Annotated in this window: 33 protein-coding genes; 4 read left to right on the plus strand and 29 right to left on the minus strand. The window is 43.5% G+C overall.

Translation table 11 applies throughout. From position 1 onward, the window contains the following. Positions 1-11: 11 nt before the first annotated feature. The 15 genes from ACQ96U_RS24990 to ACQ96U_RS25060 form a co-directional block, all read right to left on the minus strand. Positions 12-530, minus strand: coding sequence for a phage tail protein (locus ACQ96U_RS24990; protein WP_431724001.1), 519 nt, complete (start codon positions 528-530; stop codon positions 12-14). Further along, positions 527-1,249, minus strand: a complete 723-nt coding sequence (locus tag ACQ96U_RS24995) for a phage tail protein I (RefSeq protein WP_431724002.1) — start codon at positions 1,247-1,249, stop codon at positions 527-529. The genes ACQ96U_RS24990 and ACQ96U_RS24995 overlap by 4 nt, the downstream gene beginning before the upstream one ends. Before the next feature lie 31 nt (positions 1,250-1,280). Beyond that, positions 1,281-2,165, minus strand: a complete 885-nt coding sequence (locus ACQ96U_RS25000) for a baseplate assembly protein (protein WP_431724003.1) — start codon at positions 2,163-2,165, stop codon at positions 1,281-1,283. Next, on the minus strand, positions 2,162-2,497 hold the full coding sequence (locus ACQ96U_RS25005; protein WP_431724004.1) for a GPW/gp25 family protein: 336 nt from the start codon (positions 2,495-2,497) through the stop codon (positions 2,162-2,164). Before ACQ96U_RS25005 ends, ACQ96U_RS25000 begins: the two co-directional genes overlap by 4 nt. Before the next feature lie 363 nt (positions 2,498-2,860). Continuing rightward, entirely contained in the window at positions 2,861-3,412 is a 552-nt protein-coding gene (locus ACQ96U_RS25010) for a phage baseplate assembly protein V (protein WP_431724005.1), read from the minus strand. Beyond that, entirely contained in the window at positions 3,399-3,929 is a 531-nt protein-coding gene (locus ACQ96U_RS25015; protein WP_431724006.1) for a hypothetical protein, read from the minus strand. Before ACQ96U_RS25015 ends, ACQ96U_RS25010 begins: the two co-directional genes overlap by 14 nt. Then, positions 3,922-4,440, minus strand: a complete 519-nt coding sequence (locus tag ACQ96U_RS25020) for a hypothetical protein (RefSeq protein WP_431724007.1) — start codon at positions 4,438-4,440, stop codon at positions 3,922-3,924. The genes ACQ96U_RS25015 and ACQ96U_RS25020 overlap by 8 nt, the downstream gene beginning before the upstream one ends. Beyond that, the gene (locus ACQ96U_RS25025; protein ID WP_431724008.1) at positions 4,431-4,763 is read right to left on the minus strand and encodes a hypothetical protein; all 333 of its coding nucleotides are present in this window, start codon (positions 4,761-4,763) and stop codon (positions 4,431-4,433) included. Before ACQ96U_RS25025 ends, ACQ96U_RS25020 begins: the two co-directional genes overlap by 10 nt. Before the next feature lie 3 nt (positions 4,764-4,766). Beyond that, a complete protein-coding gene (locus tag ACQ96U_RS25030) occupies positions 4,767-5,801 on the minus strand; it encodes a major capsid protein (protein WP_431724009.1) in 1,035 nt (344 codons plus the stop codon). A 77-nt stretch (positions 5,802-5,878) separates the two neighbouring features. After that, complete coding sequence (locus ACQ96U_RS25035) at positions 5,879-6,247, minus strand: head decoration protein (RefSeq protein ID WP_431724010.1); 369 nt, start codon at positions 6,245-6,247, stop codon at positions 5,879-5,881. Further along, positions 6,231-7,520, minus strand: a complete 1,290-nt coding sequence (locus ACQ96U_RS25040; RefSeq protein ID WP_431724011.1) for a S49 family peptidase — start codon at positions 7,518-7,520, stop codon at positions 6,231-6,233. Before ACQ96U_RS25040 ends, ACQ96U_RS25035 begins: the two co-directional genes overlap by 17 nt. After that, entirely contained in the window at positions 7,517-9,076 is a 1,560-nt protein-coding gene (locus ACQ96U_RS25045) for a phage portal protein (RefSeq protein WP_431724012.1), read from the minus strand. The genes ACQ96U_RS25040 and ACQ96U_RS25045 overlap by 4 nt, the downstream gene beginning before the upstream one ends. Positions 9,077-9,078: 2 nt before the next feature. After that, a complete protein-coding gene (gene gpW / locus ACQ96U_RS25050) occupies positions 9,079-9,279 on the minus strand; it encodes a gpW family head-tail joining protein (protein WP_431724013.1) in 201 nt (66 codons plus the stop codon). Beyond that, positions 9,276-11,330: a phage terminase large subunit family protein gene (locus ACQ96U_RS25055; protein WP_431724014.1), complete on the minus strand. Its 2,055-nt coding sequence runs from the start codon at positions 11,328-11,330 to the stop codon at positions 9,276-9,278. Before ACQ96U_RS25055 ends, gpW begins: the two co-directional genes overlap by 4 nt. Beyond that, positions 11,311-11,793, minus strand: a complete 483-nt coding sequence (locus tag ACQ96U_RS25060) for a DUF1441 family protein (protein ID WP_431724015.1) — start codon at positions 11,791-11,793, stop codon at positions 11,311-11,313. Before ACQ96U_RS25060 ends, ACQ96U_RS25055 begins: the two co-directional genes overlap by 20 nt. 256 nt (positions 11,794-12,049) lie before the next feature. On the opposite strand from ACQ96U_RS25060, the gene ACQ96U_RS25065 reads away from it, so the two are divergent. Further along, entirely contained in the window at positions 12,050-12,421 is a 372-nt protein-coding gene (locus ACQ96U_RS25065) for a hypothetical protein (protein ID WP_431724016.1), read from the plus strand. A 294-nt stretch (positions 12,422-12,715) separates the two neighbouring features. Here ACQ96U_RS25065 and ACQ96U_RS25070 read toward each other — a convergent pair whose 3' ends face one another. The 4 genes from ACQ96U_RS25070 to ACQ96U_RS25085 form a co-directional block, all read right to left on the minus strand. Beyond that, positions 12,716-13,498: a toll/interleukin-1 receptor domain-containing protein gene (locus ACQ96U_RS25070; protein WP_431724017.1), complete on the minus strand. Its 783-nt coding sequence runs from the start codon at positions 13,496-13,498 to the stop codon at positions 12,716-12,718. 385 nt (positions 13,499-13,883) lie between these two features. Then, positions 13,884-14,114, minus strand: a complete 231-nt coding sequence (locus ACQ96U_RS25075; protein ID WP_431724018.1) for an HP1 family phage holin — start codon at positions 14,112-14,114, stop codon at positions 13,884-13,886. 3 nt (positions 14,115-14,117) lie between these two features. Beyond that, positions 14,118-14,528 carry a 3TM-type holin gene (locus ACQ96U_RS25080; protein WP_431724019.1) on the minus strand — a complete coding sequence of 137 codons (411 nt, stop codon included), beginning with the start codon at positions 14,526-14,528 and terminating at the stop codon, positions 14,118-14,120. Continuing rightward, positions 14,525-14,944, minus strand: coding sequence for an N-acetylmuramoyl-L-alanine amidase (locus tag ACQ96U_RS25085; RefSeq protein ID WP_431724020.1), 420 nt, complete (start codon positions 14,942-14,944; stop codon positions 14,525-14,527). Before ACQ96U_RS25085 ends, ACQ96U_RS25080 begins: the two co-directional genes overlap by 4 nt. Before the next feature lie 291 nt (positions 14,945-15,235). Between ACQ96U_RS25085 and ACQ96U_RS25090 the strand changes: the two genes are divergently transcribed. After that, positions 15,236-15,916, plus strand: a complete 681-nt coding sequence (locus ACQ96U_RS25090; RefSeq protein WP_431724021.1) for a DUF456 domain-containing protein — start codon at positions 15,236-15,238, stop codon at positions 15,914-15,916. Between the two features lie 39 nt (positions 15,917-15,955). Here ACQ96U_RS25090 and ACQ96U_RS25095 read toward each other — a convergent pair whose 3' ends face one another. From ACQ96U_RS25095 to ACQ96U_RS25140, 10 genes are read right to left on the minus strand one after another with little or no spacing between them, the layout of a single operon-like run. Beyond that, complete coding sequence (locus tag ACQ96U_RS25095; RefSeq protein ID WP_431724022.1) at positions 15,956-16,849, minus strand: hypothetical protein; 894 nt, start codon at positions 16,847-16,849, stop codon at positions 15,956-15,958. 54 nt (positions 16,850-16,903) lie between these two features. Continuing rightward, positions 16,904-17,281, minus strand: coding sequence for a hypothetical protein (locus tag ACQ96U_RS25100; RefSeq protein ID WP_431724023.1), 378 nt, complete (start codon positions 17,279-17,281; stop codon positions 16,904-16,906). After that, complete coding sequence (locus ACQ96U_RS25105; protein ID WP_431724024.1) at positions 17,278-17,946, minus strand: hypothetical protein; 669 nt, start codon at positions 17,944-17,946, stop codon at positions 17,278-17,280. The genes ACQ96U_RS25100 and ACQ96U_RS25105 overlap by 4 nt, the downstream gene beginning before the upstream one ends. Before the next feature lie 54 nt (positions 17,947-18,000). After that, positions 18,001-18,177, minus strand: coding sequence for a hypothetical protein (locus tag ACQ96U_RS25110; RefSeq protein WP_431724025.1), 177 nt, complete (start codon positions 18,175-18,177; stop codon positions 18,001-18,003). A gap of 10 nt (positions 18,178-18,187) precedes the next feature. Further along, positions 18,188-18,712 carry a hypothetical protein gene (locus tag ACQ96U_RS25115; RefSeq protein WP_431724026.1) on the minus strand — a complete coding sequence of 175 codons (525 nt, stop codon included), beginning with the start codon at positions 18,710-18,712 and terminating at the stop codon, positions 18,188-18,190. A 21-nt stretch (positions 18,713-18,733) separates the two neighbouring features. Next, positions 18,734-19,000, minus strand: coding sequence for a hypothetical protein (locus ACQ96U_RS25120; RefSeq protein WP_431724027.1), 267 nt, complete (start codon positions 18,998-19,000; stop codon positions 18,734-18,736). After that, positions 18,997-19,185: a hypothetical protein gene (locus ACQ96U_RS25125; RefSeq protein WP_431724028.1), complete on the minus strand. Its 189-nt coding sequence runs from the start codon at positions 19,183-19,185 to the stop codon at positions 18,997-18,999. Before ACQ96U_RS25125 ends, ACQ96U_RS25120 begins: the two co-directional genes overlap by 4 nt. Positions 19,186-19,229: 44 nt before the next feature. After that, positions 19,230-19,679 carry a VRR-NUC domain-containing protein gene (locus ACQ96U_RS25130; protein WP_431724029.1) on the minus strand — a complete coding sequence of 150 codons (450 nt, stop codon included), beginning with the start codon at positions 19,677-19,679 and terminating at the stop codon, positions 19,230-19,232. Positions 19,680-19,694: 15 nt separating this feature from the next. Then, positions 19,695-20,489, minus strand: coding sequence for a replication protein P (locus ACQ96U_RS25135; protein ID WP_431724030.1), 795 nt, complete (start codon positions 20,487-20,489; stop codon positions 19,695-19,697). Continuing rightward, positions 20,407-21,414, minus strand: a complete 1,008-nt coding sequence (locus ACQ96U_RS25140) for a DnaT-like ssDNA-binding domain-containing protein (protein WP_431724031.1) — start codon at positions 21,412-21,414, stop codon at positions 20,407-20,409. The genes ACQ96U_RS25135 and ACQ96U_RS25140 overlap by 83 nt, the downstream gene beginning before the upstream one ends. A gap of 409 nt (positions 21,415-21,823) precedes the next feature. Here ACQ96U_RS25140 and ACQ96U_RS25145 point away from each other — a divergent pair, with 409 nt between their 5' ends. Both ACQ96U_RS25145 and ACQ96U_RS25150 read left to right on the plus strand, forming a co-directional pair. Further along, a complete protein-coding gene (locus tag ACQ96U_RS25145; protein WP_431724032.1) occupies positions 21,824-22,489 on the plus strand; it encodes a helix-turn-helix domain-containing protein in 666 nt (221 codons plus the stop codon). Between the two features lie 69 nt (positions 22,490-22,558). Then, the gene (locus ACQ96U_RS25150) at positions 22,559-22,972 is read left to right on the plus strand and encodes a helix-turn-helix transcriptional regulator (RefSeq protein ID WP_431724033.1); all 414 of its coding nucleotides are present in this window, start codon (positions 22,559-22,561) and stop codon (positions 22,970-22,972) included. Positions 22,973-22,982: the final 10 nt, after the last annotated feature.

The raw sequence follows: 22,982 nt of genomic DNA on the forward strand, positions 1-22,982 counted from the left end.
GATGAAACCTTTTATTTTTCCAGTTGATTGATACGTAAAAACAACTCAATATGCCGATGCATATTATCGATGGTCGCGGCCGCCATCGTGGCCAGTTCGTTGACCAGCAATAAATTAATATTTTCAGTGCCCACCACCACGTTTATGCTGTTGGTGGGGAGTGGTGAAATATCCAACGTCAGTCGTTGAAGCCAATGACTGTTCGCCGATTTATAGGTTAATAAGTGATTGGATTGCGAATGGACGGCCAGCAACGTACCCGATGATAAAAACAAACCAATTTCCCGCACTTCATATTCTAATTCGCCTTTAAAAACAGCCCCCAAACGTAACTGAGTCGGACTTAATTCTTCGTAATCGAGGATGTCTACTCGCTGTCGCTCATTCACTAAGCGTGTTTGATTCGGTTGTGGTGTGTAACTTTTATCGCCACCGGCCATATGGGTAATGGTGGCTTTAATTCCGGCGTTTTTAGCACTGATTAATTCCGCCAGACCGGCTTGGGTAAATTGCAGAATAGGATCACTCATGGTAATTGGACGCTCATCGTTAAATCATTAATGTGGTAACCACAAAATGCAGCTGAAAGCACCGGTTTCACCGTTAAAACAGGGCTTGGTAATTGGCTGGTTAAAATGTCATGGCTATGTGTGCTCACCTGATAGCTGACACTCGCCGTATTCAGTGATTGCTGTAAGTGGGGTGCTGGTAGAATGGCGCTTTGGTAGGTTTGATCACTGCTCTGAATACCATGCTGTTTAATAGCGCTGACATAAAAACGGGTATCTAAATTAAACGTTAAACTCAGTTGAAAATGATCGCGCAGACTTTTCACCTGGCGTATCAGCTTTTCCATACGCTTGATAGTGTCTTTATTGGCGGGCACATCACGCCGCCGCCAAGCCATCACGTCAAAATGATACGGCTCACCCTCGGGATCTTGTTCATACCAGGCGCGGATATCACTCTCATAGCCCAAGGCATCCAACACCAGACGGATACTCTTGCGGGTACCTTTAATGAGATGGGTTTCAATCGAGGATTTAATCACCTGGCGTTTAATATCACTGGTCCAATACTCATCCCATTCATCCACCGATAACGCCCAGGCTAACCAGGGTAAAACCGGTTCAGGACATTCATCAGGGTTCCAAATAATATCGGGTCGTGCTGGAATCACCGACACGCGGGCACAGCTTGATTCCAGTGCACGCTCAAAGGGCTTGGCATTACTGGGCAATAAGGACATACATTAAATTTAAAAAGGAGGGAATAGGTGGTTAGGCCGTAAAATTAAGTAACACAGCGGTTTTTTTAGGCGCTTGCCATTGTTCGGTGACAATATCGTTTGTCGGTGATATTAATTCAACTCGTCGTACGCCACCGGTATGCAACGCATCATAAATACCCGAGATAGCCACCGTTTTACCCAAGGCGAAACATTGCGCTAAATAGGTATTTAATTGTTTTTCGACTTCATGCTGAATGGTATCTTTTGAAGGACCATGAAAGACATGCACATCCGCTTCAATCTGATAAGGAATAATCTCAGCTCTTCGAATAATCACTTTATCTGTCAACGGTCGGATATCTTCACGGTTTAATGTGGCTTCTAAAGCCTGTTTTATTTCCTGATCAAGTGCTGCATTAACCTCGGAGCGCGGTAAATAGCACACAGTGACTTCACCCGGCTGCAGTGAATAAGGCTTCACATCCAGTATTTGATCATGGGCTTTACTGGCATGGAATAAATACGCCCCTTCAGGGCCAGCCGTGGAATAGCCTTCTGGACCTAGCTGAATGCGTCGCCTAAATTCGTCATCACTTTCCATGACGGCGGGGATAGGTTGGTTATCCTTAATTTCAGCAGGCTTAATCATTTTACGTTTTACCCCATAATTGGCACCGATATGATCGAGATCTGCGCCTTGGGCATAGGCTAATAACAGAGACTGAGCACGCTCATTAAATTGCTGTCGAATGAGTAACTCACGATAGGCCGAGATTTCCAGGATTTTATAAGCCGGATCGGATTCCACGAGTGCGGTAAAACCATAGCTTTTTAATTGATCCAGCATCGCATTAAAAATGCTTTCGTAATCCAGTTGCTCAATCACATCCGGAGCAGGTAACTGGGATAAATCAATCGCCGTATATTCACTCATAAAATAATCCCGTCCAAGGTAATAGGTTTACCCTCGGGTAAGTAAATGCCTTCCAAGTAGATTTCGATTTGACCTGGTTGGGTGCGGGTGGGTGTGACTTTAGTGAGTTTAAAGCGTGGTTCCCAACGGGCCAAAGCTTCAGCGGTAGCGGCAATGAGTTCCAATCGTAAGGCCCCGTTTAACGGTTCATCAATTAACTCCGGCAACCGACTGCCATAATCACGCCGTATGACACGGGTGCCAATGCGGGTGGTTAAAATATCAGTAATCGATTGCTTCAGGTGTTTGATGCCAGAAAGGGATTGACCGGTTTTACTGTCTATGCCGTGCATGCTGTCAGTATGAATGAAAAGAGTATGGTTTAATCAGAACTGCAACTATCACTGCTACTGCTATCACTACTACAAAAACTACTTTCTGAGCGAGATTGGCTGCCACTACTATAAAAGCTACTTTCTGGGCTAGACTGGCTACCAAGTGAACTCTCTGAACCTCTTCGATGGCGCGTTAATCTATTCTGACTATTAGTATTATGTAATCCTGCGTCCTTAAAAAATTTATATAATTCATAGCCTTTAAATAAAAACACTAAACATACGAATAAAAAACCCAAGAAGAAAAGCATCATATACCCTTTATTCTATAAACAGTTTTCTGATAGTAACTGTTTAGTGGCTTTAATTACAAAGGTAAACCTATTGTCTCGGCTTGGGCGGCACATGATGCTGATCTAAATGGCTGTTATAAATGGTACGATCTGCTGCCATGCTACGGGTTTTATCGGTAATATCGCCAGTGGCTTTGATGCTGCCTTTCACATGCACATCACCGATCATTTTTATTCCTGCAGGAGAATGCAAGGTACAGGTTCCCCCGTCAGGCAAATGAATATCATAATGGTGGTGTAGGCGGTTATATTGAATCTGGGCACCATCTTTGTAATAGCAACCTGATAACTCTGGTGTTTTACAGGGTGAAGAATATTCATCTTGATACACAGCCGGTAAAATAAACCCTTGGGCCAATTCGCCACACGGCGATAATACCACCACTTGCTCACCCGCTTCGGGTGCCCACCAGGAACGATCATGGCTGGCTCTTGTTGTTAGCCAGGGTAGCCAATCCGTCGTGAGTTTATCCATCTGGACCCGGGCGCGGGCACGATCATAGTCCACTTGTCTTATGACACCCGGTCGAATTAAATTTTTAACCAGGCGAATCAGTTCTTCGATATTAAATAGGTTCATATTCAGGCTCATGGGCTTTACCGGTATAAGGGACATGGCTGGCGAGTACGGTTTTCGGTGTTTCACCCTCATCTTCCCAGAGAGATTCACCCACATAAAATGACTGTTGCCAGGTCACTTCCCAGCTTTCATAACCTTCGGTATCAGGATTAAATAAGGCAGGAATGGCTTGAATATGCTCAGGCAAACACACCACATTTTCGAGTCCCCATAACCCCGTTTCTGGCTGATTTAACAGTGTCATCACCTCACAGGCCATACGGCGAATTTCAATGGCTAAATCAGGTGTGCTGTTGGCTAATACACAATAACAAAACCAGTCGGCATTGATGACATAGCGACCATCACCGGGATTCTCACCGATTTCCATTTGATGCATCCCTAAATAAATACCGGGTGAATTCAGGCATTTACCCGGATTATAAGCCTGCACAAATTCCAATCGTTTACCAAAATGATTCGTTAGCGTGTCCACCATAGCCAGGTGAATTAATTCAAGAGGATCATATTTATTCATGATTTAAGGCGTAATTAAGTTCCTGTTCCAGGAGCGTTATGAGTCGTTGTTTGCCACGCTTTAGGATTTGGATGACAACAGGTTTCGCCACGGGCTCAATGTCTTGTGTTTGGTAAACCAGGGGTAAACGTGCTTTACCTGCCCGTTTAAAGGCGGCTTCACGATCACCGATTTTAAACGCACCATGACGATAATGCTGACCCGCTTTAGCACCACCCGGCACTTCTTTGACCTTACCAAAATAACCTAACCCTACCGGATTAACACCCAGCCAAACCTTAATTTTACCTTCGGCATACACAGTCGTGACACGTACCCGGTGCTTTTTAAACAGGTTTCGCTTCACGCCAGAAGCATCAACGACCGCTTGGATTAATAACCGTTCGATAAATGTCGTGTATTTACGTTGGGCACGTTTAATGGCGCGCTTAACATCCGCCTGACTCCGATCCAGCCCCATTAACACGTCACCCAGTGAGTCATTAATATCAACCGCGACTTTTAACGCCATCGACTACCTTCCTTAGCCGCTTCATAAGGGGATAGTTTAATAATAGCCATACCCGTATCTTTTTTTAATGGCGGCCAGTTCAGTTGAAATTTCTGCTCGTCGATCACCACATATTCATTATTTTCCAGGATCGTCAAATCCGCTGATGAAAGATGTAGTTCAGGTGTCGCATAATTTAGCTGGATTTTATTCAGCTTCCCTTCCTGATCGCGCCAATAAAAAATACCGGTAATAATCTGGCCATCCGTTAACACAATTGGACGGCCATACATGGCCATGCGCTCCTGATTGAGCTCCTGTTGCAAGCTTTGAAATGCACTCATGGTTTATTTTAAAACACCGGTTAATAACGCTGAACCATTGGGGCGTGCAGGCACCACCAGGGGGGCAGATTGCGTCATCACATATTCAACGGATGGATCTTCCTGCACCCAGGATTTAGGGAAAGTACGCATAGGCCGTAATACTTTGACATCCATAATCGCGCCAAAACACTGTACACCTTCCACATCACCCACAGGCATCACCACACCTTCAGGTAAAAACGGCTGCATGTTGCCTGCATCATCCTGATACTGACGACTGTCGCAGTGTAGTTTTAACCGTCCACCACCCAGAGAACCCACAAACACCACATCATCTGCAGCGGTTTGGGGGCCACGATCAATGCTGGCATTGGTACCGGCCACTTGGGTATCCAGCTGGTCCCGTATTTGTTTATTTTTGCGCATGCATTTCCACACGGCAGGCCCAAAATAAATATCCTTAGCTTGCGAGCCACCCGGTACTGAGGCCATAGTTACGCTGGACTCTTCGAGGTCATCGACAATAAGGGCATCCTCATCCGTCCACGGTTTTTTAGCCTTAATGGTCAGCGCACTATTTCGACCATAATTGACTTCGCATTTGGGATAATTTTCACCACTGATGGTGACTTTGCCATACAGTAAACTTTGTACCGCCATCCACTCCAGGCGGTTATCAATCGCTTCGGCCTGTTGAATAAATAATTCCATTTTGTAAATGTTGTAACGCTGTGCTGGCGATAAGCTGCCTAAATAGGCCTCACCGACACGGCGTTTCATCATCGGTTGCGGTTTAACGGCATTTTTGGGTTTGATATAGGCGGGCTTAAAGCTTTTTACTTCATAGCCTTGATCAGGTAATGGTCTACCTTCCAGCATGGGCGAGACAAACGGCGCAAGACGTCGTTCACCAAACACTAATTCAAAATTAATTTGTTCTTCTTGCGATTCATAAATCGAGGAAAAGTATTTATTTAAATAGTACGGAAACGGTTTTTTCTTGAATTCGATCGTACGCACCAGCGTAATCGTATCGCGGTCGATATTCACGGTCATGGCAGTAATTACCTATTAAATAAGCGATGTAAGAAGTGTGTTCAGAAAGGCGTAAAGCGAATAATTAAAAGAATGACTTATTTATAGCTGGGTGTTTTTAAAAATATTCCACGCTCACGAAACGGTTGCATAAGGGTTTGTTCCGTATGACCATTACCTAAATACAGTGCAGCAGGATTAAAACAACCGGCGGCACACACACCGGCAGATTGTGCCTGACTTTTTGCATCCACCGCATACGCTAAAATACAATCTGGCACTTGGCTACCATCAGTCGCAGCAGCATCGGATAGCACATATTCGCCTTTATCATTACGGCCTAACACCGCATTCGCGGGTAATTGCTGGCCTTTGGCAATGGTGACAGTAATGGTATTGACCTTGGTCTCGCCCGTTATGAGTGGCATTAAAGGTGGAACAGAATAATGATTACTGGCGGCATGCATGGTTTTGATCTCCGGCTATTAATTCAAAATCAGATAACATTTGCTGGATCGCGGATTTGGGTTCGTTTGTTTGTTCAGGGGTATTTTCCGAGGGAATATTCGGGTGCTGATCGTTATTCATATGTTGAGTAAACGCATTTTGCGTCGTATTTTCTTTTTTAGGTGCAGTAGCTTCTGCCTTAGGCAAGGTTTCCAATAAGGCTTTAGCATCCTCTGCCGCCATGCCGGATTTTACTAGGTGTATTGCGGTGGTCATTCGGCCTTCAGCCGCTTCGCACTGCAGAATACTTAAACAGCGCTCTCTTTCTTGCTGGATCGCACTGGCTTTAATGGCATCCGTATCAACCGGCTCTACGACAGGTTGTGTCTGTTGTGCATTTACTTTGGGTTCAGTGGGTGTAGTCATAATGGCCCTTGTATCGTTCAGGTGGTGAGTGAATACCGTCAGCACTTGGCTGGCCGGTAAAATCTGGTCAATCAAACCCATTTCCTGGGCTTGCTCGGAGGAATAAATAGCGGCTTCAGTCTTACGAATTGTTTCAGTATTTAACTGACGATTGCGAGCTACGGTATCCACAAATAAGGTATACAACGAATCAATTTCTTGCTGAAAACGTTCTTTTACCCCTTCAGGTAGTGGTTGATAAGCATTGCCATCCGCTTTATGCGCACCAGCATGGATAAAGGTGACATGAATACCCAGCTTTTCGTGGGCTTTGCTCTGATCCACATGCGCCATAATGACGCCAATGCTGCCGGTTTGTGCGGTTCGCGGAGCAATGACATGGTTAGCGCCTGAGGCAATGGCATAGGCGGCACTGGTCGCCTGTTCATCCACTAGCGCCCAAATGGGTTTAATCTGTCGTGCTTCGTAAACCGCATCCGCTAAATCCATGCAGCCATTGGCACTCCCCCCAGGGCTATTGATGTCCAATAAAATGCCACGCACGTCATCATCTTCTAGTGCGGTATCCAACTTGACTTGAATACCATCATAGCCGGTCATCCCACTATACGGATTTAAATAGCCATAACGGTGGGTTAACGTGCCTTCCACAGGAATCACCGCAATGCCGTTCTGGATCTGGTAAAGCTTTCGTTCACGGGCTTGATAATTAGCAGCACTGGCTTTTAAATCGGCCAGCAATAATTGCTCACCCTCGGCTAACGTTAAGCTCTGTAACTTAAGCCGTTCAGCCAAGGCCCCAAAAAAAATCCGGGCATAACCCGGATTCATTAATAATGGTTTATTGACTAATTCATCAAAGATCATTCTGCTGTGGCCTTGTTAACGACGGGATTAGAATTTGGGCTGGGAGGCGACAAACCGTACGCTTTAAATTCCTGGGCTTCTCGTTGCCGTTGCTCTAATATTTCCTGATAATCTTTACCCAGCATCATACAAAGCTCTTCGAAGGTAATGGCACCCAGGGCATATAACCGCTCCAAGCGCTCCACCTCTTTTACGCCATCAATATGGGTTTGGCCTTGCGCGATCCAATAACAGCGGGTCCAGGCAGATGGATTCTGATAAAAATTGGCATTTCCTGGTAATTCAATCACGCCTTTGTTAATCATTTCTTCCAACCATAGGGCATAAACCTGCTGGCAAAACCGAGCTGGAATAATATGTCGCACACTTAAAAAGAATTTCCAGCTTTCCAGCATACTGGCGCGGGCACTGGAATAATTGGTTTTACTAAAATCCCGACTTAATTGTTCAAAACTGATATTTAAACTGGCGGCAATATGACGTAATAAGGTGTCTTCGAAGTTTTCAAAATACGGATTAGATTTAGCCGTTTTTAATTCGAGTTTTTCATTAGGAAATAAATGCGGAATGCGGGCACCATTATAACGAATATTATTGGCCCCTTGATGATAACTTTGTACCGCTTGCATATAACTATTAAGGGTATTTTGGTTACCATTATTCGGCTCGCTACCGCCCAACGCTGTCAGCACCGTTTGAGGATCAAACTCAGATTGAATCACCGCCGCATACATGGCATTCACGATGGCATTTTGCAGCGTAGCATCCTGGAATTGCTCCAGCATTTTTAGATTGCGTAAAGTGCTGACAAACACATTAATGCCCCGCGTTTGGTCCGGACGTTCGGGCTCAAACACATGCAGTATTTGCAGTCTTCCCCACGACTTGCGTCGGGTAACACGCTTCCAGCGATAGGCATCTAACGCTAAATCGACATCCCCTGGATGGGCACAACGAATATGATACGCAATAGCCTGACCTCTGTTACCCAGTTCGACACCCGCTCTTAACTGTTGGGTATCCGCTTGTTCAAAGGGATTCGTTAACCGCTCACTGTCGATTAATTTAATACAGGTTTGGGGTCGATGATTATTGGAAGCTCGCCGCCATTCCACTGATGCTAATATCTCCCCTTGGCTGGCATAGTGTCGTACCGATTCCCGTGCCATCATGGTCAGCGTTCTTTTTTCTTCCGCATCAATCCAACAATCAGGATCTTCAGCCCAATCCGTAAAACGGGCTTCCACATCCTTGGCCCAAAGGCTGGCTTTTTCGGCATCCAAACCCAGTAATTTATAATTGGGTTTAGCGGATAAGCGAAACTGATGGCCGACAATATTATCCACATAAATCTGTTCCGCCCCATTGGCATAACCATGGGTTCGCTTAATATCCCGTGCCCGGCTATTAAGTAGGGGCATTTCCGGCAAATGTTCACGATCAATAGATAGTAAAGCCGGCTGCCAAAAATCCATATTATGTTGGACGGATTGCGTGGATAAAGGACGGGATTCCATCGTTAATGGATTGCCCGATTGATCAATAAGGAGGCTCATAATTAAATAATAAAGTGAAAGGCGCGACGCTGTTTGGACTGATTTATTTCCGCTTCTAGCTGCTGAATATAACGCTCTAAATCCTCAGGTTTATGGTAGGTCACCATGGCTCCATCGGCATCGCGAATGGAGGCCCTGAGTTCCCCCGTCCTTAATTTATGCAAGGCTTGGCGTGCGTCCAATAAACGTTGTTCGGTATTCATCCGAGCGCTCTCCCTAATGCAGATAAATCTAACGGTTTTGGCTTTGAGACTTCGTTAAGGCTCGTAATATCAGGATCGAAAACCAGCGTGTTTTCGTTCCATGGCTGTGCCCAAGCGGGAGGGTACACCCAGTTAATGGTTTCGGCCTGCAGTTTGTGGACACAGGCGCTGTTATACACGGATAAATCCCAGGCTTCATTAGGTCCACCTAAAGGTTCCCATTTGCCCTCAGCGTTACGGGTTTCAGCCGTGAGTTCTTCATAAAAGCTTAAGGGCAACCAATCGGGAAAGTGAAAGTATTTAGGGCCGGGGATATCCCGATCCAGCGTATTATTTAACGCGTCTTTGAATAAATTGGTATTCAATAGCTGTAACGGAATATCACCATAGATTTTGGCTTTACGCTGCGAGTTATGGGTATTATCTGGAAAGGTCTCTCGCATTTTTTGCTGGGTATGGCGGTCGCCTTTAATCAGCATAAAGCGGTGCTGTAAACCTTGTTTTTTGACTTTGCGGTAAAAGGCATAGGCATTATCGGTCACCCCATCTTCACCACCGGAATCACACGCCACCATGCGTATTCCCATCACCCGACCAGAGCCGTCGGCCAACGGATAGGCTTTATTCAGCACTTTATCCAGCAACACATCCCAATCTTCCGCGTAAGCACCTGGGTGAATGGGTAAACGCTCATCATCTTCATCGGTGCGATACGGGGAATACCGTAACGCTAAGCGATCAATCAACCAACGTTCTAACCCTTCTCCCCAACCTTCTACCTGCACCACAAACCGGCGACGGCTACCCGCCTGAACATCGATGGCGGCGGTTAAGAAACGGACACCATGAGGAATGGTACGTTTGGTGAGTGGTTCTGCCCGAGCCTTTAACCCTTTAGCGGTACGTTGATGCTCGTTAAGAATGGGGAAGTAAGGGCGGCCTAAATCGATATTAAATACCGATTTAAACTTTTCCTGACTCCCTGTTTGTTCATAATGCTGCTCCGCTAACAAGTAGGTATACAGCAGTTCTTGCCAGGTTTGATATCCTGCGGCTGGACCTTCCATCCAAAAACTGGCATACCGTGATTGTCGTTTTTCCCCAATGATCTCACCTGCTGCCGTTAACTGCTGGCCTTCACCCAACCAGCGACACTGGTTGTTAAGTTCATCTTTTTGGCTCGGTTCAATACGCTGCTGACAATGAGGACAGCGCATATAAACGCTTTCTGATGCCTTAACCGGATCAGTGTGCTTGTCCCAATGCAGTCGTTCAAAGATGGGTTGAAACCATTCTTGGCAGTGTGGACAGGGCCAATATAAACGTCGTCGATCCCCCTGGTTATATAACCCTAAAATACCTTGGCAAGGTGGCGCTTCATGAGGGGTACTCGCCTCCCAACGTAAATCAATTATGGGTTTACCTGGAGAGGACTCAACCACGGTCATCCCACTCGACATAAAGGTGGTGGTGCGCTTTTTGGCTAGGGTAAATGGATCGCCTTCGGTATCAATATCGACTTTTAAGCGATCATAATCCGTGAGAAAAACATATTTATAGTCTGAGCTGGATAAGATGTTTTTAGTGGGCCAACCGATTTTTAAATAATTACCCGCCCGAAATATTTTATCGTGAACATTATTATCATGGGATCGAGGTGACAAACGTTTTGCTAACTCAGGACTACAATTAATTGCTCGATCTACCCGCTTTTTGGAATACTCCTGTGCTTTCTCCTTGGCAATTTGCACAATCAGCATATCACCTGGATTATGAGCAATAACGTAGCTTAACCAGCCTTCACCAAACGCCAGCGTTTTACCTGTACGAGCAGGCCCGACAAAAAAGACAGCGGTGTACTCTCGACTGTTTAAGCAGTCCAGTGGCTCAATGATATAAGGGGTGATTTCCGGAGACCACGGATCGCTGCCATTGCCGTTATTTTTGGGAACTCTTAGTGTTTGTTTAACCGCCTCACTAACGGATAACCTGCTGGGTGGTTTGATGATTTCAGCGACATCATCAGCAATGTTATTCGTTTCGCAGTGCATGTTTTAGTTGGTGATACAACGATTGCCGTACATCATTCACAACATTTTCAACGGCCGTTAAGGCTTTAGGCGGTAATGCGCATTTGCGTTCCAAATGATCTGGCAGGGTTTCACAGGCTTGAATCAGGACCTGAACAACGGTGTTCAGTGTACGCCGCACGTCTTCTGCCTCACATAATTGACTTTCACGCAGCTCAAAATCAAGTCGCTCGTTTTCTGCCTGAAACCAGTCTTTACGGTCCTTGGGTGTCATCATTTTAGGGTCATGTAAGCTAGATAATTCAGTACGACCAAATAAGGCAGGTCCGATCTGATCAGACGCATACACATCATAGCCTTTCAGTTTTTCAGCCGGTTTTACATCCGCTTCTTTTAGCCGCTTAGCTACGGTCTTACGATCCATAGTAAAGAGCTGTGCCATTTGGCTAATGTTCCACTTTTCAATCAAAGGAGAAGCCATCATCAATCCCCAGGTGTCGCACCCTTAACTAACTGATTTTACTGAATAAAAAGCATGTGGTGGTGAGGACCATAAGCGCCGAAATTTTTACGTTTATCGCGAGGTTGGGCCAGCGTGTTGCAATAAAAGTGTCAGGAGGGACCCATAAGGGCACAGACTGTGCGTGCTTTGCTGTTTTGTTTGTCTTTTTCGGTACGTCAAAGGTGCTCTGCTATTCTGTATTGTTGCGTGTAAAACAAAAAACTAAGGATGGTTTATAATGGCTGGTTACTTTATTTTGGTTTATCTCAATGACATTGAGCCCATGAATAAAAATGACTTCCCTTCTATCACATCGATAAAAAAAGAGTGTCAGAGGTTGGTTGATGGGCTCTCTAAAGAAGTGAGCGGTGTTTATCCTTTTTACAATGGTATTGGTTTGTGGTTTCTTGAGGGAATAACTTCAGGTAATGCATTATATCTGCGGGATCAGTTAGCTTTAGCTTCATCAAATACTTTTCGTAAGTTTGCTTTTTTGGTTATTGACTCTTCTGATGTTGGCGCACATGTAACTGATAAGACAGAAGCGAGTCGATCTCAATTTACTCACTATAACTCTATTCGTAGCCTTTTGACGGCTTTTGCTAAATAAATGCTTTTTTGTTGCTAGCTGTCGAAGATGTAGGTGGTTAATTTCGGCAGCTGAAAAAGGTTAACTATCTGATTTTACTGGCTTAAATGCCTCACCTGCTGACGACGCATGTAAAATCCAAAAACGAGTCGTTTTCCGCGAGATTCTGCCCCCCGTGGTGCGCTGGAATCCCAGGGTCTCTGACCCTTTTTGTGACAACTTGGTGATACATGACTAAGTTGAATGAACCGCCCTGTGCGGCCCCGCATGCAGGGCGGTGTGGAGAGAGCAGGGTAGATACCAGATCTTACCCGATTAAGTTTTTCTGAATGTTCTGATCAAATGTGCCTTACTGGCTACCATACGGGCTTCAGCGTAGAAAGCTCCACCCAATAATATGATTATTACAATAGGAAAAGACCAAATACCTATACCCAGCATAGAGGGTAGTTTAAAGCCAAGCCATAATTCAGAGTAAAAGGGAAGGATGAACATAATGAACAGCGACAGAATAGTTATCACCACTGCAGTGGTTTGTTTGACTTGAATCCTTTCTTGCGCAGTAATGCCATACTGGATTGTGCCTTGGCAACCAAGGCACACATGCACACCATGCTGAAACGGAGTTGCACAATGTCCGCAGGTATGCATTTCGACTTGCGGCTCATGTGAGAGACCTTGTGACTTTAGAACTGTTGTTTGGATATTGTCGGCAACTCGATTGGCATCACCGTTCCAAGGCAAAAATAGCTTGTCATTTAGAAGTGGGAGCTTTTCAACTATTCCATCAACTTCAGTCTGAGTTCCAACCAAAATAGGGATAATAATTACTTTTCCAGATTTGGCTTCTAAATTAAGTACGGCCCAAAGCTCTCTTTTTGGCCAAGGTTTAGCCATGAAAGCACGACTTAAAATAACTACAACAAAATCTGAGACTTTAAGTCCTTCATTAACTCTTTCAGTAATGCTTTCTCCAGCTGATATTTCTGCTTCGTCAACCCAGTAAGTAAGGCCTCTCTGAGCCAGGCAGCTAGCCAGAGGCCTAGCAACAGAGACTTTATCTTCACTTGCGTGACATATAAAAATGTCTTTTTTCATATATTGCGATTTTCCTTGTGTACTTAACTACTAATGAACGTAACTCAAACATTATCGCATTGACGTATAAAACCCTGATTAATTTTAACTAGTTCTCAATATTTGAGCTGAATTAATATAATAGAAAATCAATATATCTAGTTAATAATTATAGATATTTTTTTAACGGAATGTTATACGTCAGACTTATGTAATATATTACGTCATTTAAGGAAAATAAACTGTCGCTATTTATTTTTGAGGCAATCCTATAATTAATTCACGGAACGGATTGATTAACTTAATTCCTTTAAAAGTGCGTTCAGACTCTTTTAAATCAGCATCTTATTTTTTTAGTACCACACAATCTATAAAAAAAGCCCACCATAGTTGCGCTGCGCAATAATTAATTATCTTTATGCTTAAAGTGCTTACTTACCTTTTGGTAAAACAAAGCAGATTCACGCTGATCCTGTCGGTGCTTATAAACCCAATTCACGACTACAGTTATCATGGTTAGTATGACACCGATGATTACGCCCCAGTCTTTTACGGTAAATCCTGCAATAACGGTCACTGCACTGGCAGCATAAGGTGCGTTAGAAATAATTTTCTCAGCAATCATTGGACTAACCATTGTCTATCTTTGGCGGGCAACACCTTTAATCTTTTCCATGGTCCGAATACCGCCAAGACCAAGCAGGGTAAGCACAAGCGTAATAAGCTCGCTGGTATCAATCGCGGGTAGCATCTCCACAACATCAGTACGATTAGCTAGGGATAAACCAATAATAATCAGGTCTCGCAAGACCCAGGCATACGTCAATAAACCTACACAAAGCCAACCCAGACCAGGACGCCAACCTGATACAAAGATTGATGGATGTTTAGCTTCTTCTAGTGTGGTTAAGGCTTGGAGGATATGCGGTTGATTGAGTGTTTCAAGGGTTTTGTTGTGGGCTTTTAGTCGTTCTTCATCACTGGTAAATAAGTCATCAAGGCCACTCATGATTGAACCAGCAATATCAGGGATTAGTTTGTTAAAGCTCATAGCTGATTAGTTCGATTGAATTGGCTAATATCGACGATAACAGACCACCAGGATTTCACATCAAAATTAGGACATGTCTTGTGTGTATCTAAATCGCTATGACCACAGACTTCAGCATTCGGATATTTCGCTTTCCAGTCTTGTAATACCCGCTCTAAGCTTTGCATCTGCGCGTCCGTAAACTGATCACGACCAATTAAGCACACGCCTAAGCTTGTCGAGTTATAGGCTTTTACATGAGCACCTTCCCAGTAATCAGGACGCCCCTGTTCAATGACCCCATTGCGTCGTATAACTTTGTGATAGCCGATTCCTGACCACTTGCGCTGTATGTGCCACTGATGGATATCTTCAGCAGTTACGTCCCTATCATTCGGTGTGTCCGAACAATGGACGACCAATTTAGTAATATTCATAGTGAGTTCACTTTCTCCAGGCACAAAAAAAGCCCGCGTAAAGCGAGCTTTCTTGATGAGGTTTGACCCGAGGAAAAGCCAAACGAAGAGTCCAAAAACACAAAACCCCGCCGATTGGGCAGGGTTTCGCACTTTGGAAAAAAGTATAACTTTCACACACAAAATATCAAGTTCTTTTTCTCAGTTATCGAGCTTATTAGTGACCACTTATTCAGGTTGTACTATTGATGAGGTATTTGCACTAATGTCTAATCTGCGTCGCAGACATTGAAATGACAACAGGAAAGTAACATGGAAAAGTTAGCTTCAATCCTAGGTTGGATATTTGGTATTTTATTAATCTTTACTGGATTATTAGCAACAATTGAAGGGCAGTGGCTTGCTATCTTTTTTATTTTTATAGGGTGCTTTCTTCTCCCACCAATAAAAATACTTGTATTTAAAATAACTAGTAAACAGTTATCTACTGCCCATAGAGCAGGAATTATTTCAATACTAGCTTTTTGTATGCTTGCTGGAATTATTATTACATCAGAAAAAGAGACACCTAAAGAGCTTCAAGTTACAAAAGTTGAAGAATATCATACTGATAGTCCTGAGAACGCAGTAAATTGGAGCTATCCGTCAAACTTGGTTAATCAAATACAAGGCTCTGTACTTATAAATGATTTAAATAGCATAGAAATTTACCAACAAGATCAAAATGCTTTAAGGTTTCGATTACATTACAAAAGCAAACAACCGCATCCCCTTGAAAAGGTTCAATACGACACAAGAAGTATCGTTAAAACCGCTATAGAGATTTTATTGGCTAACCAAATTAACCCTAACTCATCACATAAGTCATTAGTTATATCCTCTAGGGCTTACTCGCCAGCAGAAGAATCCGTTACGGGTAGTAAAAGTGAAAGATCATACGGTGGAAGTTTTTACTACCCTGAAAACGATAATATTATCTGGTCCAACAAGTAGCACTGCTTACCCCCGTCACTTAAGGGCGGGGAGATTAACTCATGAATTCCTTCTTATTCTGATTTTATCAGTTATATGCGGTAATGCGATTTGCTCAATATCCTCACAACAGTCTTCTATCACCCCCTGATAATAGCTATAAGTTTGAGCATAATGATTTGGAGTGAGGCCATTCATTACGCAAATATCTTTTTTTGCAAATGCCTCTCGTCCGGTGTTTTTTAGTGCTTTGTAGTTAACGGCCCAGTAAGGAACCAACTTCAGAGCATTATTAACGACCTTTGCAGCCTTCTTGTGCTTCCCTTTGTGCTCATCAACTCTCTTCAGAAGCTGCCCCTTAAAATAAGCTATTAGTATTTCAGGCACCCCCAGGTTAGCGACTTTACTTTCATACTTGCTTATTAATAAATCCACCTCAGCACGTTTTGACTTTGCCTTGCTTGTCAGTTGCCGTGCTTTCATGAATGCGCGCTCTGCAGCACGGCGATCAAGATGCTTATCCTTAAGTCCTGCTCTTTCTGACTTCTCTGCATTACGATTAATGCTAGCAGCTTCTTTTTTGGCTAACTTGATTCTCTGCTTGAGGGCAACGGTATGCATAACATTGTCATTGAGCGTTGGAGCATAACACCATTTAACCCATGCCTTCTGTACATCTGGTAGCGCTTCTACTGCCGCTATAACCTTTCCTGCAACAACTTGGCTGGCAATAATATTGTTTACTGACGTTTTAGTTCGATTGTCTGCCCGTGTGCATACAGGTTTATAGGAATGAAGTATTGCTAAGCGTTTACTGTCTCCTTTCTTCCACTGCCTATTAAGCTTTAAGAGTCGTTGCTCTACAGATAACTGTTTAGTGCGTGTCACTTCAATATCAGCACTGGAGCTTAGGTTAATACCGTATGCGTCGTGAATAGCTTTCTCTATGTCCATGCTCACCCCCAACTGGTGTGTATTCATTATTGTTGTTCGGCTTACTTGGCTTGATTAACGTATGTAACAGAAAGACTGTGGTGGAGTACTACGGTTGATGACTTCTTGTAGGGTTTGCGGTCTGTCGTATGTTGTCGGGTTATTCACTTTTATAGCGTACGCGCATGACTTACCATCAAAGTACTTATCGAAGAACTCTTTTGAAACACCTGCACTTCTCTTAGTAACAGACCATATCTGTTGTGGTGTACCCTGTATTACATTCTCTATATCAAACTGGCCAATTACTTTACTAATAGGTCTAGTGGCGTATACAACCGCCACCTTTACCCTAAGATCAACAAATATGGTCTTACGGAATTCATAAAGCTTTTCGCCAGAAAAGATCTTATTGGCATACTCGGGCCTGATTGAGAGCAAGACCTTTTTCATTTAAAGCTCACCCCCACATCTGCCTCATACTTATCAAAAAGTATCTTTATCAACTTCCATTGCTCATCTACTAGCGCGTCTTTAGTCTTCATTTTCTTTATACGAACCTTGGCATGTTTAAGAGCTGCTTCAAGATTAGGTTCTGAATAGCGTGGTATACCTTCATTTGCAGCTTTTAACTGGGTGTACTCGTTGTATAGGCTTTCGCTACAATCAAGGAGTTTGATAAAAAACTGTAAATCGCTCATAGAGCCGAAATTAATACACGGTTTAGAGCTATCGTTGTCTAGGCGCTTAACCAATGGTAAGTCTTGCTTGCAGCGCTCACAGCACCAAATATTGCTACCTTCGGTTATAACTCTCTGGAGGTCTTGAGGCGTCTTAGTCTTAAGACTGATTTCTTTACCGCATACTTCACCACTACACTCAAACCACCAACCATCAAATAGTAGTATTATTGGCTCTACGTAACCCTGACCAGCAAAAAGGTCATACTTTTCCATCCTTGTCACTTCAAGCTCATCATCCTCATACTCACCTAGTTTTTCTTTTGCTAGCTGCTTCGCTCCTTGCTCAGTTTCATCAAACACAATCACCGCTTGGTTTTCGGTACACTCATAATCAGTTACGTGCCATGCGACTTTTTTAGTTTGCTGTATGCTCATTTTTATTGCCTCCTGCAGATGTTTTTTTTATGTATTGTCGTTTACCTAGAACTCTTACCAATCAAGCTTTTTTGCTTCTTCTCGTAGCTCTTTTAATGCATTTCGATAGGCAGGGTTTGTAAAAGCAGAACCATTCTTTGTAATATCATTATCAGTGCTGGGTTCGTTTTTATTTGGGGTATTAACTGGTTTATTTTTGCGTTTTTTATGCTTAAGAAAGTCAATTATCACGGCAGAACCTCTAAGCAGCTTTAGACTGGTTTAACTGTGAAAGCCCTTCTTTGACTGCTTCAATGATGCTATACAGGTACTCATACTTGGGGTTAGGTTCTCTAGGAAGAGAGTCATACCAATCCATCCCATATATTTCTTCCAAAAGCTCATAGTGGACATAAACATCTTCACTGCATATGTCTTCTACATCATTGAATAATTTACGGGCTTGGTCTTTGCCTAATAATCCGTCTTTTTTATTTTTTATAATTAAAGATCGTGCATCTTCAATTAAGATATCTTCAGAAGCTATGATTTTTCTGGGTTCTACTGAAAGTTTGTTGAGTATGTAGTCTGTTTTTACTTCTATAAAAAACTCAGAAATAGTGCGATCACCCATTGCAGGCCAGTACTTACTCCAAACCTCGCCAAAGCACTCAATAGTGATCCGGCCTTGCCCCAACTTAAAGTCTTCGAGAAATACATTGATAGTATCTATGTTTTCAATTTGTGAGAGTGTTATTTTGGTTACTTTGGACTCATGAATAAGCATGTTATTTTTTCCTCCGTGATTTTAATTTTGAAGCTCAAGCACCAACTGCCGTGATTTATATATTTTCTTTTTATTCACCCCTTCGGATTTTTCTAATAATCCAAAATTGCGAGATAACGATTCTGAGTTCAGGCCTTGGCCAAAGCGAATATTTATAGCACGTACTTTGTTTATTCCACATTCATCACATTTAGAACGAGTATAAGCTCTGCAGCATCCACAAGAATCGAACTCAACTTGCCACACCACAAATTTATGTTTATGAGTACATTTATCTGATCTAGTCATTGATTAACTCCAACATAATCGTCATTTTCGAGGGTTCTTTGCTGGTGTGTTTTTACCGGGTGATTAGGATTGATATCACCGCGATTACTCCGCTTTTCGCGCTCCGTATTGAGACGTTGGCGCATATCTTCTCGAAATTCTGCAGGTTGCTTTTTAAGCCAATCGCGTATCTCTTCTGCTGGCATGTTGTCGAGCATCCAGCGTGCATGGCAGTCGCGTTTGTATTCTTCTACTGAGTCGATGTCTGACATGGTTGATCTACGGGCAACTGGGCGTAATTGCTAATCGTTTCTTTAGCAGCTTTAGTGCCACGACATACGACAGATAAATACCCGTTCTCTGCTAATCGGTTTAACCACTCAAGTTGTGATTCACTCACTGGTGCATCTTTCGGAGGGGTTGCTTTAAACTCGATGGCAAGACCGTGATACCCTCCACGAGGCTGTAAAATCAGAATATCTGGCACCCCCGCTTTAACGCCTTCACTTTTCAGTTTCTTAGCCACAGCAACATGACGATGGCCTCCATTCGGTACATGAAAAGCGCAGTCATAAAGCTCTCTGTAACAAGCAAACATCCAAGAAAACAAATGCCTTTGCTCTATCCCTTCGTGATCTTTTCGTTTAGCCACATATGCAGGGGTTAAATGATTGATGTATTTCTTTGGTCTCATGCTCATGCTTGATTAACTCCCTTACGCTAAGCGGGATCTGATTGCCGCTAATGCGGATGTAGCAGACTTCAGTTGATGTAAACCTTGGGCTTTGATTTGCTCCTGCAGCTTGGATTCGTGGTACTGCTCGTTAAGCTCAACAGGTGATTTACTTCTTGCGTCTTCTAACGAGGGTCTGACGTCGGGAATTTGCTCACCGTGTGCAATGCGGTTACACAGTTGCTTGTAAAGGCTCTCAAAGGTCTTTTTCAGCGCTTTTACTTCATCACCCTGAGCGCTACGAATACGGAAGAAGTCTGTTGCCTTGGCTGCGGTATAGACGGCCTCATGGCTCCATTGGTGAGTCATTTGCTCGTGACAGTGCTGGGTTACTTCACGCCATGCTGTATCTGCCGTCGGTAAGTTGTGTTTGTCTCTATCCGCCTCAGTGCAGTAATGAATAAAATCCGCTAGGGATGGTAAAAAACGACTTTCAGACTTAGTACGTTGTATACCGCGTCTTACCTGTTCCGCCGTAAGTTCTCGAAAACGCTCGTTGTTAACCCAGGCGCGCTTAGCTGTCTCAAGCTTGATATCAAGATTTATTCCTCGGTTTGCTTGTGTTGGGATATCCAGTGGCCAAGCTTTTTTGAATTGCAGTGGGTAGATCGCTTCAAACATTGCGAATATTTCGTTAACCAAAATACCCTGCTCACGGGTTGGTAACTCTGAAATGGTTCTTGCCTGGTTTTTTTTATTGTTGTTCGCACCAGCTTGTGTCCTGGATTCTGTTGAGGTACACAGCGTTTTCTGAATAAGCTGTTGACTTGATTGCATTATTCACCTCCATGGCGTGTGTTTCTTGATTAATTATTTTTATTTGGGCAGCGGTCTTTTCGTTGAGCGCGTTTTCGAGCTGCTCCGCCCGGTGCTGCTGGGTTTGGTGATAACGGTATTGGCGTTTCAAGTGGGTAAGAAATTTGGCATCCCACGACGGGTGTTGTTTACCTTCACCCAGCCAGTACATGACAAACTCATCGAGCTGGTCCTCAGCAAACTGTCTGGGGATTCCAGCCCGATGCAGTTTGGCTTCAAGGGTTTGCCAGTCCGGTTGCCAGCCGTCAGTGATTGGCTCACCAGCAGACCGCTTCGGGCTAGGGTTTTGATCGTGTTGTTTCCCACGTTGGAAAATTGGGTGTTCTCGCGGATCTCGTTCCGAGTTTTGATTAACCCGTTGTTGATTTTCAGGTTGACCCGATTGAGTTTGGTTTTCGCACGTGCGCGTAGTTTTAGTATTAGATATATATTCTAATGACTGTTCTGGTCCGGACACCTGTGACCGGGTCCCCCGGACAAGGTTATGACCGGGGCTTGATTTGGCCTCGGTCAGATTGACAGGGGTATTACTATCAGGGTTTTCAGATGAACAGGCGCTATTTTGTTCAGCTTCAGGCTCTAGCTCAAAATCAGGTGAATTTTCTGAACCGACCAGGGTTTTACCAACTACTAATTGATACTCATTTGATGAGCGTGAACCGTTACTACGCCCACGAGATTTAGACGTCAACAACTGCATTTCTTCTAACAGTCGTATATGACGTCGAACTGTCCTAATACTACAACTGGCTCTTCTTGCAATCGTGCTCATCGATGGCCAGCAAACCCCCTCATCATCAGCCTGATATGCAAGCACTAAGAGCACTAGCTTAGTGGTAGGCGTTAAAGGTAGTTCGAAAACCCAATCAGAAACTTTAACCGACACCGTTACTTCCCTCTAACTTTTAATTGGCAAAAAAAGACCCTATCTGCGAAAAATCCGAAATTACGCAGGTACTTAATTTTGTTTATTTAATAAATGTTTAGGTTGGACGGACGGCTTATGATGTGTTTTTCATGGCGACATCCTCGTCTGGGAATCCATATCACCCCCCATTTTTGGGGATTATTGTTTTTGATTTTCAGGGATAAACTGGCTACATGATTACATTTCCCCACCCCCGTTCATCTTCAAGTTTCTTATCTGTCAGAAAAATATGCTGTAATAGCGCGTTGCATTGTTCATGCTTTTAATAAAGCGGTCATTTATTAAGCATGAACAGATTCACATTTAGAATTATTTTGTATTCAGTAATTATATTTGTCAAATATTAAAGTTCTTGTGGGCACGTTAAATGGAACTATGGGAAAAAATCCAAAGCGCTATTGAGGAGGCCGAGTTAAGCCAAAAACAATTAGCTGAGTTGTGTAACATTTCTCCTTCAGCTGTATCTATGTGGCTTCATAAGGACTCCAGCAAGAGGACAACCCCGCCTCTTTACATGTTGATGATGATATCGAATGCCACAGGCGTACCTATCAGGGAATTTACAGACCTGTTAGATAAAGATGTTGACGTTCAACAACTTGAAAACGACAAAAACACTATTCCAGACTGGGAAAGGATCAGACTGGCTCGTAAAAACCGAAAACTTACACAAGCAGATCTAGGTGAAGCTTGTGGTGTAACACGCTCTTCTATAGCTAACTGGGAATCTCCTGATAGGATTTCAGCTCCAAAACCCAAGCAGTTGCGAAGAATCGCAGAAGTCACAGGTGTTCCATTTCCGTGGCTGTCAGGGGAAACCAATACGACACCAGAAGACTTGCTTAAAAGGTCCAGTATCAGTAAGAACGAAGTGTTAGAAAGAGATATTGTTAGACAATCTAAAGAAAGACAGGAAGATGCTCTGCATGTAATCTTGGATCTGTACACCTATGTTAAAGAGCATGGAGTTAGCCAAGAGTTTTACGAGATCATAAAAAATACAACCCATGCAGTAAAAAGGTATCACAAATGACATTTTTATAATTATTGACATTTAGGATTATAAATTCTATTGTTCTCCTATAGTTAAGGAGGACGATAAATGGACGTTATCACTGATCCAGCTGGGCGCTGGAAAGCTCACCTGAAAAACCCTTATATATCCCCTCGCACCACTGAATATGCACTCTGGTCGTTGTTAGGACTCTCCGATAAACAAATGGCCAGAGCTATGGGTGTATCTCCCGACACTGTCAGCAAAACAATTAAATCAGCCTTACATAAATATGACTTCAAGAGCCGTACACAACTTGTTGCTGAGTTAATAAGGTATAAGGTCATCGAACCCGTATTCTTGCTTGTTTTAGCCTTCACACTCGCTTTCGTTGGACCTTTAGACATTCGAATTGGAGTGAAAGACAACGAGCCTCCAACGAGAGAGCCAATTCGCCGCTTACGGCGTGTATCAACCGCTAGACGTATAGAGCAGTTACCTATCGCATTAATAATTTCTTGATTTTGAGGGA

Source organism: Zooshikella sp. RANM57 (genome assembly GCF_050749885.1).
Classification (GTDB): Bacteria; Pseudomonadota; Gammaproteobacteria; order Pseudomonadales; family Zooshikellaceae; genus Zooshikella.